The 16,456-nt window shown below is 44.5% G+C and carries 16 protein-coding genes, 1 tRNA gene and 2 rRNA genes; 3 read left to right on the forward strand and 16 right to left on the reverse strand.

Going from position 1 to position 16,456, the window contains the following annotated elements; genetic code table 11:
- Window positions 1–39: 39 nt before the first annotated feature.
- The 10 genes from NL644_RS08175 to NL644_RS08220 all read right to left on the reverse strand — a co-directional run bounded on the left by NL644_RS08175 (window position 40) and on the right by NL644_RS08220 (window position 10,440).
- A complete protein-coding gene (locus NL644_RS08175) occupies window positions 40–1,212 on the reverse strand; it encodes a hypothetical protein (protein WP_104973339.1) in 1,173 nt (390 codons plus the stop codon).
- Window positions 1,209–1,829, reverse strand: a complete 621-nt coding sequence (locus tag NL644_RS08180) for an energy transducer TonB (protein ID WP_006741220.1) — start codon at window positions 1,827–1,829, stop codon at window positions 1,209–1,211. Before NL644_RS08180 ends, NL644_RS08175 begins: the two co-directional genes overlap by 4 nt.
- A complete protein-coding gene (locus NL644_RS08185) occupies window positions 1,829–2,233 on the reverse strand; it encodes a biopolymer transporter ExbD (RefSeq protein WP_005374257.1) in 405 nt (134 codons plus the stop codon). Before NL644_RS08185 ends, NL644_RS08180 begins: the two co-directional genes overlap by 1 nt.
- Window positions 2,230–2,784 carry a MotA/TolQ/ExbB proton channel family protein gene (locus tag NL644_RS08190; protein ID WP_114323510.1) on the reverse strand — a complete coding sequence of 185 codons (555 nt, stop codon included), beginning with the start codon at window positions 2,782–2,784 and terminating at the stop codon, window positions 2,230–2,232. Before NL644_RS08190 ends, NL644_RS08185 begins: the two co-directional genes overlap by 4 nt.
- On the reverse strand, window positions 2,784–4,151 hold the full coding sequence (locus tag NL644_RS08195) for a MotA/TolQ/ExbB proton channel family protein (RefSeq protein ID WP_005393538.1): 1,368 nt from the start codon (window positions 4,149–4,151) through the stop codon (window positions 2,784–2,786). The genes NL644_RS08190 and NL644_RS08195 overlap by 1 nt, the downstream gene beginning before the upstream one ends.
- Window positions 4,152–4,919, reverse strand: coding sequence for a DUF3450 domain-containing protein (locus NL644_RS08200; protein ID WP_053807981.1), 768 nt, complete (start codon window positions 4,917–4,919; stop codon window positions 4,152–4,154).
- Window positions 4,920–4,993: 74 nt separating this feature from the next.
- On the reverse strand, window positions 4,994–7,093 hold the full coding sequence (locus NL644_RS08205) for a TonB-dependent siderophore receptor (protein WP_114323511.1): 2,100 nt from the start codon (window positions 7,091–7,093) through the stop codon (window positions 4,994–4,996).
- 207 nt (window positions 7,094–7,300) lie between these two features.
- Window positions 7,301–8,674 carry a sensor histidine kinase gene (locus tag NL644_RS08210; RefSeq protein ID WP_114323512.1) on the reverse strand — a complete coding sequence of 458 codons (1,374 nt, stop codon included), beginning with the start codon at window positions 8,672–8,674 and terminating at the stop codon, window positions 7,301–7,303.
- Window positions 8,674–9,339, reverse strand: coding sequence for a response regulator transcription factor (locus NL644_RS08215; RefSeq protein ID WP_046873911.1), 666 nt, complete (start codon window positions 9,337–9,339; stop codon window positions 8,674–8,676). Before NL644_RS08215 ends, NL644_RS08210 begins: the two co-directional genes overlap by 1 nt.
- Window positions 9,340–9,486: 147 nt before the next feature.
- Entirely contained in the window at window positions 9,487–10,440 is a 954-nt protein-coding gene (locus NL644_RS08220; RefSeq protein ID WP_114323513.1) for an L-lactate dehydrogenase, read from the reverse strand.
- Window positions 10,441–10,679: 239 nt separating this feature from the next.
- On the opposite strand from NL644_RS08220, the gene NL644_RS08225 reads away from it, so the two are divergent.
- On the forward strand, window positions 10,680–11,390 hold the full coding sequence (locus NL644_RS08225) for a glycerophosphodiester phosphodiesterase family protein (RefSeq protein WP_114323526.1): 711 nt from the start codon (window positions 10,680–10,682) through the stop codon (window positions 11,388–11,390).
- 35 nt (window positions 11,391–11,425) lie between these two features.
- On the opposite strand, the gene NL644_RS08230 is transcribed toward NL644_RS08225, so the two are convergent.
- Window positions 11,426–11,908: a murein L,D-transpeptidase family protein gene (locus tag NL644_RS08230; protein ID WP_114323514.1), complete on the reverse strand. Its 483-nt coding sequence runs from the start codon at window positions 11,906–11,908 to the stop codon at window positions 11,426–11,428.
- Window positions 11,909–12,197: 289 nt separating this feature from the next.
- Here NL644_RS08230 and NL644_RS08235 point away from each other — a divergent pair, with 289 nt between their 5' ends.
- Window positions 12,198–13,193, forward strand: coding sequence for a 2-hydroxyacid dehydrogenase (locus tag NL644_RS08235; protein ID WP_006741210.1), 996 nt, complete (start codon window positions 12,198–12,200; stop codon window positions 13,191–13,193).
- A gap of 85 nt (window positions 13,194–13,278) precedes the next feature.
- The gene (locus tag NL644_RS08240) at window positions 13,279–13,635 is read left to right on the forward strand and encodes a YibL family ribosome-associated protein (RefSeq protein ID WP_005374274.1); all 357 of its coding nucleotides are present in this window, start codon (window positions 13,279–13,281) and stop codon (window positions 13,633–13,635) included.
- 163 nt (window positions 13,636–13,798) lie between these two features.
- Here NL644_RS08240 and NL644_RS08245 read toward each other — a convergent pair whose 3' ends face one another.
- The 5 genes from NL644_RS08245 to NL644_RS08265 all read right to left on the reverse strand — a co-directional run.
- The gene (locus tag NL644_RS08245; RefSeq protein ID WP_074189713.1) at window positions 13,799–14,830 is read right to left on the reverse strand and encodes a cytosolic protein; all 1,032 of its coding nucleotides are present in this window, start codon (window positions 14,828–14,830) and stop codon (window positions 13,799–13,801) included.
- 103 nt (window positions 14,831–14,933) lie between these two features.
- Window positions 14,934–15,695, reverse strand: coding sequence for a hypothetical protein (locus tag NL644_RS08250; RefSeq protein WP_006741208.1), 762 nt, complete (start codon window positions 15,693–15,695; stop codon window positions 14,934–14,936).
- A 277-nt stretch (window positions 15,696–15,972) separates the two neighbouring features.
- Window positions 15,973–16,063 (reverse strand) — tRNA-Ser (locus NL644_RS08255).
- Between the two features lie 101 nt (window positions 16,064–16,164).
- Window positions 16,165–16,281, reverse strand: a 5S ribosomal RNA gene (rrf, locus tag NL644_RS08260).
- A 93-nt stretch (window positions 16,282–16,374) separates the two neighbouring features.
- Window positions 16,375–16,456, reverse strand: a 23S ribosomal RNA gene (locus NL644_RS08265); the annotation flags it as partial.

Genomic DNA, 16,456 nt, shown 5'->3' on the forward strand with positions numbered 1-16,456 from the left:
TACCCGAGACTGAGCTCGGGTATTTAATAAAAATGTTCGCTATGAGTTCTGCGTCGATTCTACTTTGCGTAGCTGTGATAGATACTTAACCCAACTTTTTGCCTGATTCGACGGTTTAATCTCATTCGCTCTTTTGGCATTAGCGAGCGCATCGTCAAACCGCTTAAGTTTGTAGTAAGCGCGAGTTTTGATAAGTGCAACATCCGCTTTACGACCGCTGACCTTATCGAGCGCGGCAAGGGCATCTTTATAGTGGCCTTCTTGCACCAACAACTGAGAATAGTTCCAGTAATACTGTCGGTCTAACTGAGCAGCAACACGCCAACTATCGATAGACTCTTCCCACTCTTTTGCCATTTGCCAATACGTCGCTTGCTGAGCTTTCAGTTTACTATTCGAGTTTACATCCTCTAGCTCGTTCATCACCAACGCAGCTCTCTCAGGAATACCTCGTTTCGCGTACAATTGTGCCAGCAGCTTTAAGTCATCTTGGCTAAGTTGTAACCCTTTCAGTTTGGCCAACGCCAAAGAATCCAGAGCACGTTTGTTGTTATCAACACGCAGGTAAAGAGCAACAAGCTGACGCCACCATTCAATTCGCTCAGGTTCAATCGCGATCAAGCGTTTGATGGTCGAGATTGCCGGCTTCCACTTTTTCAGTTCTAGCTCAGCAGAAAGCTTTATCGACAATGCGCCAAGCTTGTCTGGCTGACCAAACTTCTCATAACGAGCCATTGCTGAAAGCACTTTCTGCCACTGACTCAGTTGATAATGAGATTGGGAAATACGCAGCCATAGCTCATGCGCTTTTTGACCTTTAGGAATGTTTTTGCTCAAGGCATAGTAATGAGGTAACGCCTTAGAAAAGCGTTGCTCGTTCAGCAGTATATCTGCCAACATTTTTCGGGTTTGCCATGCTTGCTCATCTTGTAGCAAACCACTATTGACTGCCAACTCAAGTTGCTTAATTGCTGCTTGAGTTTGTTCATTCTGCCAGTAAAAAATACCCAACATTCGAGCGACATAAGCTTGGTCATATCCACGAGAAAGCTCCATAGCTTCAAGAGATGAAATCGCTTCTTTTAGTTTCTCCTCTTGAGCCAAGTTGTGTGCTCGTTGAACTCTCGCGGCAGTGTATTGGCTTAACTCACTGGCAATGGTTGAAAGTGCACTCAGGCTTAATACCGTACCGATTAAGAATTTTTTCATCATTTGGCTAACTTGAACTCCACTTTAGCGGTTTGTCCATACTGCTCAATTGACACACCATCCTCAACTTTTGGCTGATACTTCCATTTTTTAAGCGCACGGATTGCTTCCCTTTCGAACATACGCTGTGGCTCAGCCTCGATCACTTCAATATCTTTTGGTCGTCCTGTTGCATCGATCGTGAAACGCATAATGACATAGCCTTCAACTCTACGTTTCAGCGCCTTACTTGGATAGCGAGGATCAACACGATACAACGGCAGTGCTTGTTGGTTGCCCATTGTTCCCTTCAAGTTTGGCGCGCTGATCGCGATACCTTCAAGAGCAGTGTTCAAACCTAAAGCACTGACTGGCGTCATCTGGCTCATTGGCTCCATTTGAGTGTCAGCTTGAGACAGATCCATTGGCTCCGGCGCTTGGGGTGGTTCTGGTTGCTCCGGCACTGAACGCTGACGACGCTGCACGTCTGCTTCATTCTCTACCATCACCATATCAAAACGAACGGCTTCTGAAGCTTCTGGCGCACGCTGGTTGCCTTTATCAACCATCCACGCCATAAAGCTAAACAAGCTCACAGAAATTAACAATGATGCTGGTAGTGCAAGTAACAGCCTGCCCATTAAGGTTTCTCCGCCGCCAATGCGATGTTTTTCACGCCCGCCGCTTTTGCAGCGTCCATCACTTTCACGACAGTGCCATTGTAAGCATGCTCGTCAGCTTGGATAACTAACGAAGCATCAGGCTGATCAAGTAACAAGTGCTCAATAGAGGCCTCAACACGCTCAATATCAACCACTCGTTTGTCGATGTACACGTCATTTGCTGCCGTTACCGCGATAAAAATGCCCGCATCTTTTTGGCTTACCACATTAGAAGCCTGAGGGCGATTCACTTCTACACCGGACTCACGTACAAACGAACTGGTCACAATGAAGAAGATCAACATGATGAAGACGATATCAAGCATCGACGTTAAATCGACTTGAGCTTCATCTTGTTGGTTAGGTCTGCGTCCGAGTCTCACTTTTGACTCCTTAAAGATTGTTCTAACTGGATAGCTTTTCGTTCACACACTTTGCTAAGGCGAGCATGAATAAACATGCCCGCAAGCGCTGCTACCATACCCGCCATGGTTGGCAGCGTAGCAAGTGAGATACCAGAAGCCATCAATTTCGGATTGCTGCTGCCTTGCGATGCCATTACGTCAAACACCGTAATCATGCCTGTCACCGTCCCTAACAACCCTAGCATTGGGCAAACCGCCACAAGTAGCTTAATAGTCGATAGGTTTTGGCGCAGTTCGACTTGCGCTTTTGCAATCCATCCTTCACGGATTTGATGCGCGTACCAAGAGTGGTGCTCTGATCTTGCTTGCCACTGCTCACAAAGCTGTTTTTTTACCCCAGGGAAAACCGTTGTGAGATAAATAACTCGCTCCATAACCAACAGCCAGCACACCGCCACGACGGCGGCCAGCCACCATAGGATTTGACCACCTTGCTGCATAAAGCTCATTAAGGTTGTGGCCCAATCCTCACTGATCAAACCCAATGTGTTGAGTAGGATCTGCTCCATTACGCTGCGTTCTCCGCTAAGGTGTTAGAGTGACTTTTGTTGCTCGGCATATCACGCTCAGCTTGTTCTGCAACTAAACCGATACCTTGCTTTTCTAAGATACTGCGAATATTTTCTGCTTGAGAGCTCAATACGTTGTGCGCCAATAACAATGGCATGGCTGAAACAAGGCCAAGTACAGTAGTTACAAGCGCCATCGAAATACCACCCGCCATTACTTTCGGATCACCATTACCAAATTGAGTGATGACTTGGAAGGTTTCGATCATACCCGTTACCGTGCCCAGTAGACCAAGCATAGGGGCCAGCGCAGCAAGAAGCTTCAGCATCGACAACCCTTTTTCTAGGTGGGTTTGCTCATCAACAACGGCTTCCAAAAGACGTAGCTCTAACGCTTCTACGCTGCGATGCTTATCTTTCTGATACACCGCAAGCACACGACCCAAAGGGTTGTCTCCTGGCTGTGCTGGAGTTTTCAGTTGCTTCATGATTTTCTGGCGCGAAATCATCAGAGATGCACCACGTACGAGAGCAATCAATAGACCGATAGCTAATAAACCAAGGATGATTTTACCGACAACGCCGCCTGCATTTAGGCGATCAGCCAAAGTCGGTGAGTTTGCGAGCTGCTCAAGGAGAATGCCGCGTGACGGGTCAATGACAAGCGCATCAATGTCACCAGAGGAAATAGTATTCGCTGTTGGACCGCTTTCAGGCTGACGAAGATAGTTTACCGCATCTCCGCGTTGACCATTCCACTTAACGTAGCCAGTGTCATCCAGCAGCGCCATAGAACCAAGACGAACACCATTAACCGTTTGTTCACGACCTTCGCCATTTAGCAGTGTGAAAGAGACGTTTGCCATCTCACCACTTGCTTTGATTTGTTCTTCCATGCTGCGCCACATCGCCTGAAGTTGGGTCAACGTTGGCAGTGATTTAGCTGCAACAATAGCATCGATATCTTTCTGATATGAGTTTGCATCAACACCCGTTACTGAGCTCTTGAGCTCTGACTCTAGCTCTTTTGCGTTCTGGCGAACGACGCCAAATAGCTCACCTAAGCTCCCGGTTTCTAGACGTAGCTTTTCTTCTAGCTGCGCCAGTTCCGCTTCGTTTTCACCGAAAGTAACACTTAATGAGTCCGCTTCTGCTTGAAGAGCCGCTCGCTCTGCGGCCAATTTATTCTTTATAGCCTGTAGCTCTTGCTCTGTTTTCTTAAAACCTGATTCACGCGCGACATTGTGCGATTGCTGTTGACGATTTTCTTGCTGCGCCTTTTGTAACAACGCATCACTAGCAAAAGTTGTATGAGGCATTAATGCGGATGTCGAGATTAGTGCAACTGATAACCATTTTTTCATCATTTATTTGCCCTCCGCAGCGGTTAACGACACTGGCAGAGTTAACATACTCGGCGCGATCTGTTTATTCGCCATAGCGAACGCTTTATCTAGCTCTGATTTTTGCTCAGAACCCACTTGTTGCCATGCTTGTTGTTGCTGTGACCAGCTCCAGAATGTCTCACCAGATAAGCTACGTGCTACCAAAGACAAACGCCCTAAATAGAGAATGTCCGCCTCCACAGCTTCATTGTCACCCAGGTTAATCTTGCCTTGGTAAACGCCAAGCTTGGTGCCGTAATCCATTTCAATTTGGTACGCTTCTAAAATACGACGAAACTTCTCTGCATCCGCAACGTCTGCACGCGTCATCATGGAATCCAGCTTTGCAATTCGCTCCTCACGTTGCGCTTTGCGTATAGGCTTGTCGTTAGCGACGAGCACTTTTAAGCCCTCAAGCATGTGATACATCAAAGGCACGACACCTTGACGAGTTTGAGCAATCTGCTCAATTTGCTCGTTCAAGCTATCAACTTCTTGATTTTGGCTCTCAACAAGGCTTGCAAGATGATCGCGATAAATCTTCAAGTTACCGACTTCCTCTTGCAGCTGCTCAATTTCAGCTTCTAGAGTAAGTGATTTTTCTGCGCTTGCATCAATACGTTTTTGGCTTACCGCCGACGACTGGTTTGTTTTACTCTGCACAGCTTGTGCATCGTTTAAGTTCGCCGCGTGAGCGGGAATCAAAACCGATGATATCAACAGAGCGATACTTGATTTCATTAGATTCATACGAGTTATATTTCTGTGTTCCAAAAACGACCAAAGGGGAAGACTACCCTTCCCCTTTAATAATCAAATTGTTATCAGTACTTGAACTGGATTGTTGCCATGTAGTTGCGGTCTTCTCCAACCACAACCCCACTCGCACCTTTTTGCTCGCTATTCGTGCTACCGCCACCTGCGAAGTAGTCGGTATCGAATAAGTTCTCGACATTGAATCGAGCAATGATATCCAAGTTTTCATCGTACTTATGTTTGTATGACACGCCCATATCAACGCGAGCGTAGCCATCTTTCTTGAAGGTGTTCTTTGCATCACCGTAGCGATCACCTTCATAAATCAAACCGAGGTTTAGGTTCGTATTGTCCTGAACCTTGTAGCTAGACCATAGACTTGCCGAGAACTCTGGCACATCTGCGGGGCGGTTACCCTCGAATTTTTTATCCGCTTTCGTCAACTCTGCATCCAAATACATTGCAGAAGCCGTTAGCGACAACTCTGGGGTCACAAAACCTTGAGCCATTAACTCAGCACCTTTGTGAACTTGCTCACCACCTTGCGTTTTCTTGTGTAGGAGATTACCGCCCGCGTCTTTGCCGCTTTCAACATCCAGCGAGATGTTCTCTAATGTGATATCAAACACTGCACCGGATACAAATAAGCGCTGATCGAACAGTTCCCACTTAGTTCCGATCTCGTAAGAGATACCACGTTCTGCGTCTAGCTTCTCGCCATCGTTCACGTAAGTTTTGCCACGACCACTGCTGACTTCACCTTGCGGCATAAAGCTTTCAGAGTACTGAACGTAAACCGAGCCATTTGTCGCTGGGTGGAAAATCACACCAAACTTAGGAGAAACTTGATTCTCTGTCAGGTCATCATCACGCTTTTCATCATAACGAACCCCTGCAAGTACTTGCCAAGACTCGTTGATAGTCATCATGTTTTGCGCGTAGATACCCCAAGTATCGTACTCAGTTGTTGGTGATTTCTTCGAACTACGATAGCCAGGCTTAGGCACCGTTTCTCCTGGCGCAATACTCGCCTCATTATGAAATGCCATAAAGCGATCATAACTGTAATCTAAGTAGTTAGCGCCCACTAACAACGTGTTTTCCGTACCGAACAAAGTAAAGTCCGTCGTCACATCTATATATGCAGTATCAAATACCCAATTATCTTTGCGTTCGTTACCAGAATGGTCGATCTTAGTATCTTGGTCATAAGTATCGAAACCTGGGTAAGACTCTACATCAAAACGCTTAAAGTCTTGACGGTTGTAACCCGCTTTTACGTTTACATTGTCAGTCACTTGAGCATTAATATCGATACCGTAGTTTTCTACTTCGTTGTCAATCTTTGACCACTGGGCATCCCAGATGTGCTTGTCACCGCGAACCGCTTTACCATCCACAATGTAAGCACCAGAATCCACACTACCATCGTCTTTCGTGCGATCGTAATGCGCTGACACCATAAAGTTGTCGGTGATGTCGTACTCAACCACTAGGCCCGCAACCGTACGATCCGTTTCTGGCTCGGTACCATCGCCGTAGCTGCGCCAAGAGCCGTAGCTTTCTTTGGCAAAAATTGCGCGCGCGCGCAGTGTCTCTGCATCATTTAGCGCGCCACTCACATCAAGCACCGTGCGTGAGTGATCATTCGAACCTAGATCTTGACTCAAACTAGCTTGTGTTTGAGTTGTTGGTTTTTTCGAAACCATGTTTACCAAGCCACCCGGTTCAGATTTACCGTATAGCAAGCCTGATGGACCTTTAAGCACTTCAACACGCTCTAAAAGCTCAATTGGCTGACGGTAGTGTGACCAGTGTTGACGGCCATCACGAAGAAAACCGTCTGAACTGCTAAGCTCAAAACCACGTAGAGAGAAACGTTCGCGGTTACGGCTTGTACCACCCGCGCTAACACTTGCATCGTTACGTAGCACTTCACCAAGTGTACTTGCACGCTGCTCATCAATTACCGTTTCATCGATAACCGCTACTTGTCCTGGCGTTTCCAGCTGCGTCATTTCCATGCGCATTGCTGTACTGTTTGTATCCGCCTTGTAGCCGAACTCTCGACCTTCTACAACTACATGTTCGTCTGTTTGAACGTCCGCCACTGCAGGTGTTGCTAACACCGCACCGATCACTAGCGCCAAATGGCTCTTAGTAAACATATCCTTTCACTCCGATTATTATTTTTCGGGTCACATGCTTGTTGAATGCGATTCCCTCTTAATTATTTCGCGGGTGAATATAAGTGATAAGTATTACCATTTGCATTAAATTTACATTCTTTGCATTTGCAAACTTTTGTAAAGTACTCTCTGATGACGAGCCCCAATAACGTGATCAACATCACGGTTAATAAGACTTAACCATACTTACTGCTTGAACACCAAAGTAACACTCAGACCTCCTTGTTCACGATTTTTCGCCGTAACGGATCCACCCATAATGCGCATGGATTCTTTGACAATCGCGAGACCTAAGCCATAACCGCCAAGTTTCTTATCTCTTGATGCATCTAAGCGAGTAAACGGGTCAAAAATATCGACCAACTTGTTCTCTGGAATACCTGGCCCATTGTCGGATACAGACATGGAAATCAATTGCTGCCCATCTTTGACATGATTAGCCAGAGAAACTTCTATCTGAGATGCTTGCCCTGAATATTTGATGGCATTTCCAACAAGGTTATTCAAACAACGAATGATGAGCGTTTCTTCGCAAAAAGCTTTGGCGCATGTTGCTTCTGAACGGAATGACAATGTTTGTTCTGGTTTTAAATCGATTTTGCACCGCTCTACTTGCGGTGCGAGCAACACCTCTAAATCACGGCGTTTCGCACCTTTGTCGAAACGCGCATTTTCCAAGCGACTGAACTCCAAGATATCGCTTATCAAATGGTTTAGCTCTTTAGCTTCGTCTTCTAGCCTGGTCACCAAGCTTTGCTCGTTCTCCCCAACTCGCTTCCGCAAAAGGTGTAGAACTAAATTCTGTCTTGCTAACGGCGTTCGGAGCTCGTGGGAGACATCTCTTATAAGCAATCGCTGCTTTTCGGCAAGAGAATGAATTTGCTGTGTCATGTGGTCGAAGTCTTGCGCCAGCTCGTTAAACTCGCGCGTATTCGATTTTAACTCTTTCACCACACTGACATTAAAGTCACCGCTAGATAGCTTTTTGCTTGCTTCTCTTAAGCGATCAAGCGGCTGTTGTAAGTTGCGTGCCATTAGCAATGAGAACAACGCCAAAATAACTACCGCAATCACCACTTTGAGAATAGAGAAATATAAAATGAAGTCATGTGCGGGATGCAGTCGATGTGGCAGTTGAATTACCAAGCTATTATCTTTTACCAAAGGGATATTGATAATCGGGCGATTTACCTTTCCCTCAAGTTGATCATCAATACTTCTTTTAAATTGAAGCTTGAACTCGAAGTGTGGATGCATTAAACGGTGAGTGACGGGTTGCTGGTGCTCATTCAGCACAAACAGATAAAAGTTTTGCGCGTTCGCCCAGTCAGCAAGTTCATCCATGTCTCCGTGCTCAATCAGCACATTGGCTTGATGTGCAAGATCGAGCATTTCTTCTCGCACACTGTCCGGCACTTTTAGCATGGCTTTCACGAGAGCTTGCTCCGCCATTGCTTGTACGACCAAAATACTTATCACAATTGCAGTCATATAACTAAACAACTTAAACGCTAAGCTGTCTTTACGTTTCGCGATAAAAGGTGGGCACGTGAGCTTCATTAATTGTTTACAGCCTCTAGGTAGCTGTAACCTTTGCCACGGAAGGTTTTGATATGTTGCTTAGAGAGCCCTGCTTCTACTAGCTTGCGACGTATATTACTGATGTGCATATCAAGATTGCGGTCAAAAGGGCTTAGCTCTTTCTTTAATACTTCGGTTTGGAGTTCCGCTTTTGAAATCACCACACCTTGGTTTTTGACTAGATAGCTCAGCAACTCGGCTTCCGTGCTTGTGAGTGGTAAGCTATTGAGCTGATCACTGATCGTTTGAACGGTACTGCACATCGCCTGACGTTGGCGCTCTAAACCAACACGACGAAGAATCGCTTTGATGCGCATCAGAAGCTCAGCAACATTAAAAGGCTTTCCTATGTACTGATCGGCTCCCGCTTGGTAGCCATCAAGCATCGAGTTTTCATCATTAAGAGCAGTAAGCATTAGAATAGGTGTCGCGAAGCGTTGACAGATTCTACGGGCAACTTGCATGCCGTTAAGATTTGGTAACATGACATCAAGCAGTACAAGATCTACCGGCGTTTTTTCCATATATTGCAAAGCACTTTCACCGCAATGTACAGAAGAGACAATATAGCCCTCCTCTTGCAAAACTGCTTCTAATAGCTCACACAAAGGAACGTCATCATCCACTATCAAAACTCGAGACATTACCACTCACCATTCAAATAAAAATGGTTCGCATTCTATTACTCATTTACAAATTAAACAACTACACATCCTAGGGCTTTAGTACAAATAGCTCTATAGCAGTAGACCGGAGTGCTAAGCTAACTAGCACCTGATAATGAGGGTAGATCAGGGCGTTAGCTTCGTCTGCTTAGCGACATTTTCCACGATGTGTTTTAAATGGGTGCTGATCGTTTTTAATGTGACAAGCTCCTCTTCAGTGAAGGGATGCATCAGAACTGAATTTGCTCCGCTTTTTCCAATAACCGTAGGTAGGCTGAGAACAACATCATGCAAACCATATTGCCCCGACATCATCGTACCGACGGGCAACACCGATCGTTCGTTAATCGTCACAGCTTGAATGATTCGAAAGACACTGGCGGCAATGCCATGAACGGTGTTCTGCTTACGCCGAAAGATTTCGTATCCCGCCTGTTTCACCGCCTCAAGAAGTGCGTGCGGATCAATTCTCTCAATGTTATGGGTATCGCAGTAGTAGTCGGCCGGTTGCCCAGCGATAGAAATTAAGCTCTTAGGAGTAAAGCAATGGCTACCATGCTCTCCTAATACATAACCAAACACGTTCTTCGGGTCTAGGTCTACACGGCCAGCAACAATACTCATTAAACGAGCGGTATCAACTACACAGCCACTGCTAATAACTTTACTCGGCTCAAAACCGGTGTTGGTGACAATAAAGTGCGCCACGATATCGCATGGGTTTGACACAACAATCAACACCGCATTTGGCGCTACGCGTTCTATTTGACGCGCAATATCAACTCCAATTTGAGCATTAACCTCAGCAATATCTAAACGAGTTTGTCCTTGTTTAATCTGCGTACCAGCGGTGATAACAACAAGCGAGGCTTCGAGTAAATCTAAGTAATCATCCGACGGCATAATGCGTGTGTTTTTTGAAAAAGTCAGTGCCATCGTGTGACGAAAATCAAACACTTCACCCTCGGCACGTTCTAAATTTTTATCAAGTAGAACAAGCTCGCTAAAACCACCCAGAGTGAGTAAGTAATTACATACTCCCACACCAACAGCACCTGCACCAATAACACCGATCTTCATATTTCTCTCTCCCGATAACCATGATGCACTCGCAACTACCTTGCTCTTTAAAAATGAGCGGCAGGAGAATAAAAGTCCAACTTTGGTTCATGATTCGACAGGAGTGCTTCCAACGACCTACCTTGACGAATGGGCGATGTAGCTTTTATTAAGACGATCTTACAACATGCACCTTGAGGTATATCTTCAAAGCAAAAAGCGAGTACAATCGGCTCATCACAAAGCAGAAGATGAAGAACATGGAAACATTAGTAATTGGTCATCGTGGTGTTGCTGGCTCATACCCAGAAAATACAAAAGTGAGCGTTCAGGCCGCCATTGACCTCGGATTAAATTGGGTTGAAGTTGATGTACAACCGACCAAAGATAATGTTTTAGTGGTTTGCCATGATCACACCATAAATCGATGCAGTAATGGACAAGGGCGTGTCGATGAACTGAATCTGGAAGAGTTAAAGGCGTTGGATTTTGGTAGCTGGTTCAGCGCAGATTTTTCAGGTGAGAAAATCATGACATTAGATGAGCTGCTCACTTTAGCTACTGAGCATAAACTTAACTTGAATATTGAAGTTAAGGTAGATCGCCACCCAGCAGAAGAAGTGGCACAAGCTCTCGCCAACGTACTAGCAAAAAGTCCCATGCCGCAAGAGAAGATACTACTCTCCAGTTTTAGTCATGATGTCATTAGAGCGCTGCATAAATACTGCAATGAGTATCGATTAGGTGTATTGAGTGAATTCTTAACGAGAAAAGATAAACGCCTTTTGGAAGAAGTTAACGCCTATAGCTGCAACCTAAACATTAACTGGGTTCGCTCGCGCCAAATAAACAAACTCCAGCAGGCGGGTTACAAAGTGATGTGTTATACAGTGAACAATCCAAACAAACTGAAGTACCTACCTCAGTTAGACGGTATATTCAGTGATCATCCACAACGCTTTATGCCATAGCACATACCACCTTGAGCTTCAGAGGCACCATTTCGTTACCACTCAATCTGAATTGGTGTCCCCATCTCTACAAGCTGGATAAATTCATCCATCTCTTCATTGGTAATCGCAATACACCCATTGGTCCAATCAAAGCTTTGGATATAAATCGGCAACTGACTCTCACCGTTTTTTAAACCATGAATTTTGATATTCCCTCCTGGGGACACACCTCGTCGCTTCGCTTCCAACGTATCAATCGCATCAGGGTAGCTAATATGCACAGAACGATAAAAAGCCGAGTCTTCTATAACGTAATCTAAGGTGTATTCGCCCTCAGGTGTACGATTGTCTCCCTCTTCTTGTTTATGCCCTTTAGGGCTCGCCCCTAAAGCAATGCGGTATTCTTTTAGTATTGTGCCTTGTTCCATTAAATACATTCGACGCTTTGACTTGTCGACTTTAACAAGATCTACAGCTGCATGGACGCCAGAAGCCAACACACAACACAAGAGCATAGAGCACCATTTCACTGACATTGCCGGAACGCCTAACCTAACTAAAGTGAACAAGAAAAGAGCGATTATGCTAGTCAGTTAGCGCCCGTAAAGCAAACAGTATCTAGGATAGACCCTGTATTACCCCAGGAGCTAATGGAATGAACGCACAAGTGCAGAATCGTAAGATAATACTCATTGAAAGGCGTAATCGTTATCGTTGTTTGATATGGCAAAAGTTAAAGAGAAGATTTCTCTATTCATTCCGCCTAAGTTGCATTACTTTATAAGTATATTTATTTATAAAGTCCGCACTTTTTGAGAGGGAACCATGATTAATATTGCTTTTTTTAGTGCAAAATCCTACGACGAGGCCTCTTTTAATAAAATTAAAAATAACCGAGATTTTGAATTCCACTATCACGACTTCCGGCTAACCGAAAAAACCGCCAAAATGGCACATGGTTGCGATGTCGTGTGTGCTTTCGTCAATGATGACCTTTCAGCTCCCGTTCTTAAACAGCTTTCTCTGGGCGGAACTAAGCTTATTGCCATGCGCTGCGCGGGTTTTGATAAAGTGGATCAACAAGCTGCTAAAGAACTTGGCTTACAAGTAGTTCGAGTTCCAGCTTACTCACCAGAGGCGGTGGCAGAGCACACAGTCGGTTTGATGATGTGCCTAAATCGTCGCCTTCACAAAGCCTACCAACGCACACGTGACGCCAACTTCTCGCTAGAGGGCCTAGTTGGCTTTAACTTTTACGGGAAAACCGTTGGTGTCATTGGTACAGGTAAGATTGGTATCGCGACGATGCGTATCTTCAAAGGGCTTGGCATGGAGCTGCTTTGCTATGACCCTTACGAAAATCCATTAGCACTAGAAATGGGAGCGCGTTACTGTTCGCTTGAAGAAATCTACGCTAATGCGGATATTATCTCTCTCCATTGTCCAATGAGTGAAGAAAACTATCACCTATTGAACGAAAAAGCCTTCGCGCAAATGAAAGATGGTGTGATGATCATTAACACTAGTCGAGGCGAGTTGCTGGATTCACTAGCGGCGATAGAAGCCTTGAAACAAGGTAAGATTGGCGCGCTTGGTCTAGACGTGTATGACAATGAAAAAGACTTGTTCTTCCAAGATAAATCTAACGATGTCATCGTAGACGATGTTTTCCGTCGCTTATCGGCTTGTCATAACGTGCTGTTTACTGGCCACCAAGCATTCTTAACTCACGAAGCACTTAATAATATTGCCTCAGTTACGCTCGATAACGTCGAAGCCTTTTTCTCTGGTAACGTATCGGGCAATGAACTGATTAACTAAAGCCAGACAATCGAGAAGTATAGTAGAGCGTGTGATCTCAGCTATGCTATACTTCTCGACTATTTAAAATTTGAGCCAAATTACCATGAGCATAAAAACTGATATTCAAAAGCTGCACAACCGTTTAGATACATGCCAACGTAAACTTGATGCGGCACGTTCTCGTGGTGATCACGAAATGATTACAAAGTTCACGGATGAAGTAGAACAGCTAACCAAAAAGCTTAACCAGTTAAAGCATAAGCAAAACTATGAGCTGAACAAAGAACGTAAAAGCTTACTTGATATGCCATTCTCTCGTGAAATCACCAAAGCAGAACAAGCGGACATCGGCAAACTGAAAAAACGCGTACGCGGCTTAGTAATCGTTCACCCACTAACAAAAGTTGGTAAAGAGCTTCGCCTCGATGTCATGACAGGCTTTGCGCCAAAAGAGTTTTAAACTCATATTAATACTCGTTGAGCCTAAGCATTTGCTTGGGCTTTTTATTTTGTACTGCTTCATTAAATGTCATCGAAATATCAACCCATAAGCTCCTAAAAAGGCCAGCGACAAAAGCCACGGACCTATTTTCAACCAATACCGTCTGCATTACATCTCAACGCTACGACAGTTGCTGCAACTTGTGCTCCACAACGGGGTCATTCGGAACTAACTGCTGAGCCACTTCCAAAAGTTGTACTGCATCTTGCGGATTGTCATGCTCATGCTTCATCGCAATATCAACAAGTGGCTGAATATCGATTTGCGCTTGATGCTCCTTCACATGTTCTTTCTTTTCTTCAATTAGCACATTATGAGCGGTACTCAGTAGGCTCAAACGATGTTGTGAACTCGCATTCGCCTTGTTAAGACACTGATAGTAATCTTCTTTTAATCGCAGCGTTTTAGTCTGATGACGAAACTGCGCTATATCTATCTTCTGATAACGTATAAAGTCTACAGCCACTTGCTTATAAAAACCGAATTTATTCAAATACGTCGCGTGTGTACCATGTCCCATACCGAAGACTCTCAAGTGAGTGAGCTCTGGGTAGCGTTTGGCGTGAAGACGGTCGATTTCATTGGTTGGATCATAAATGATGTAACCTTTTGCATCTCCAAGGTCGAGGTCGTGGTACTTTCCTTCCCAATCAAATTGTTGGGCAAGTTCAGTACTTGGCCTGTCATCCCATGGCACTAGCACTTTGTTTTTTGTACTGACCGGGTGAAACATCAATACTTGATCCAACTTTAATAGATTGGAAAAAGCGCCAATAGCAAAACCACCGCGGCTAAGGCCATAACCTAAACGGCATTCAAAAGGCTCAAGTAATGTCGATAACTGCTCTAGAAAGAAAATCAAATTACGGCTGCGAAACCAGTTACTTTTCCCAAGGTGCTGAAAAGAAATAATATTTACTTTTTGTTTCTGGGCTAATCGATAGCCCCAAGGCGCAAAGTCTGAGTGTAAGTCCTGTACTTGTAGATTCGTACCAGCAGGGGAAAAGGTGAACAACAGCGGTTTATTTCGGTCGACAAACTCATACTTAACAAACACATCATCAAGTAAGTCCTCCCCGGACATCGGTAGCCTGGTTTGCTGTTCTTCACGAGAAAGAGCCAGCCATTCATCCAACCAGTACAGTAACTTCATTAATCCTCCATCTAAATTGCGCCTAGCAATTGTGTTAAAAATCTAGTTTTTAGTGTGTGATCATCTCCCCCTGGTTACAGGGGACTCTGATATCAGTCCTCTTTTAAAACAAAGCGTGAATTTGCTTATTAAATTGGTCAATATCTATGGTTTGATGACGAACAAACTCCTTCGCCACCAGATTAAAAAATTCTAATTTATCTAATTGTGTGGATTGAGTGCCGTGCCCCATACCGACGACTTTTAAATGAGTTAGCTCTGGGTAACGTTCAGCATGAAGACGATCAATACGATTGGATGGGTCATAAATAATATAACCTTTGGCATTGCCCAAATCTCGATCATGGTAGCCGCTTTCCCAAGCAAACTGCTGAGCAAGCTCAGTGCTGGGCCGATCATCCCAAGGCACTAAAGCTTTATTTTTTGTGCTCACAGGATAAAACAACAAAAGATGTTCTAATTTCAGCAAGTTAGCGAACGCGCCAATTGCAAAGCCACCTCGACTTTGCCCATAACCCAAACGACATTGGAAGGGATGAAGCAACTCAGACAGCTGCTCCAGAAAGAAAATCAAATTCCGACTACGGAACCAATTACTTTGTCCTAAATGTTGAAAGGCAATAATGTTTACTTTTTGTTGTATTCCGAGCTCGTAGCCCCAAGGAGAAAAATTCGGAGTTAAATCTTGTACCTGCACATCAGTGCCGGAAGGAGAAAATGTGAACAACAATGGCTTGTTAAGATCGACGAGTTCATACTTCACAAATACATCATCAAGTAAATCGTAGCCAGAGATAGGTAAAGCCATCTCTTGTTCTTGTTGAGTAAGCGCTTGCCATTCATCTAACCAGTAAAGTAGCTTCATTTTTTCTCCAAGTGCATCCGCAGTATTTAGACTGAAACTCTATCAAAATGCTTTTAAGCATCCCACGTTGAGACTTAACAAAGCTCTACTTAAAGCCTAAATGACCTATGAAGATGTCTTCGATTGCAGATATTACTGCGTAAACTAAACCCAAAGTGAGTACGCTAAAGAACTTAGAGAAAGGGCCGGAGAAAAGCCAATTAGAAGTTTTCGATAACAGCTGTTAAAAAACAGCAGATACAAAAAAACCGCTGTAAGAACAGCGGTTTTTTAAAGGTGGCGGAGAGATAGGGATTTGAACCCTAGATACGCTATTAACGTATGCCGGTTTTCAAGACCGGTGCTTTCAACCACTCAGCCATCTCTCCACAAATTGTCACTAAAACTTAGTCTTATACTATCAATGCTAATTTTTAGTTTTGCCTTCAGTTATCTTAATTAAAAAGAAAACTTGAAAGCGATGTTTAAAGCCTGGCGATGTCCTACTCTCACATGGGGAAGCCCCACACTACCATCGGCGCTATTTCGTTTCACTTCTGAGTTCGGCATGGAAGTCAGGTGGGTCCAAAACGCTATGGTCGCCAAGCAAATTCTTTAATTCGGAAAGCTGTTTCTTAATTCTCGTTCTTACACATTCAATGTTCTTTCATTGAGTCCATCAAAACCCCTTGGGTGTTGTATGGTTAAGCCTCACGGGCAATTAGTACAGGTTAGCTCAACGCCTCACAACGCTTACACACCCTGCCTATCAACGTCGTAGT

The organism is Vibrio sp. Y10_XG_PY6 (assembly GCF_024181795.1).
Classification (GTDB): domain Bacteria; phylum Pseudomonadota; class Gammaproteobacteria; order Enterobacterales; family Vibrionaceae; genus Vibrio; species Vibrio diabolicus.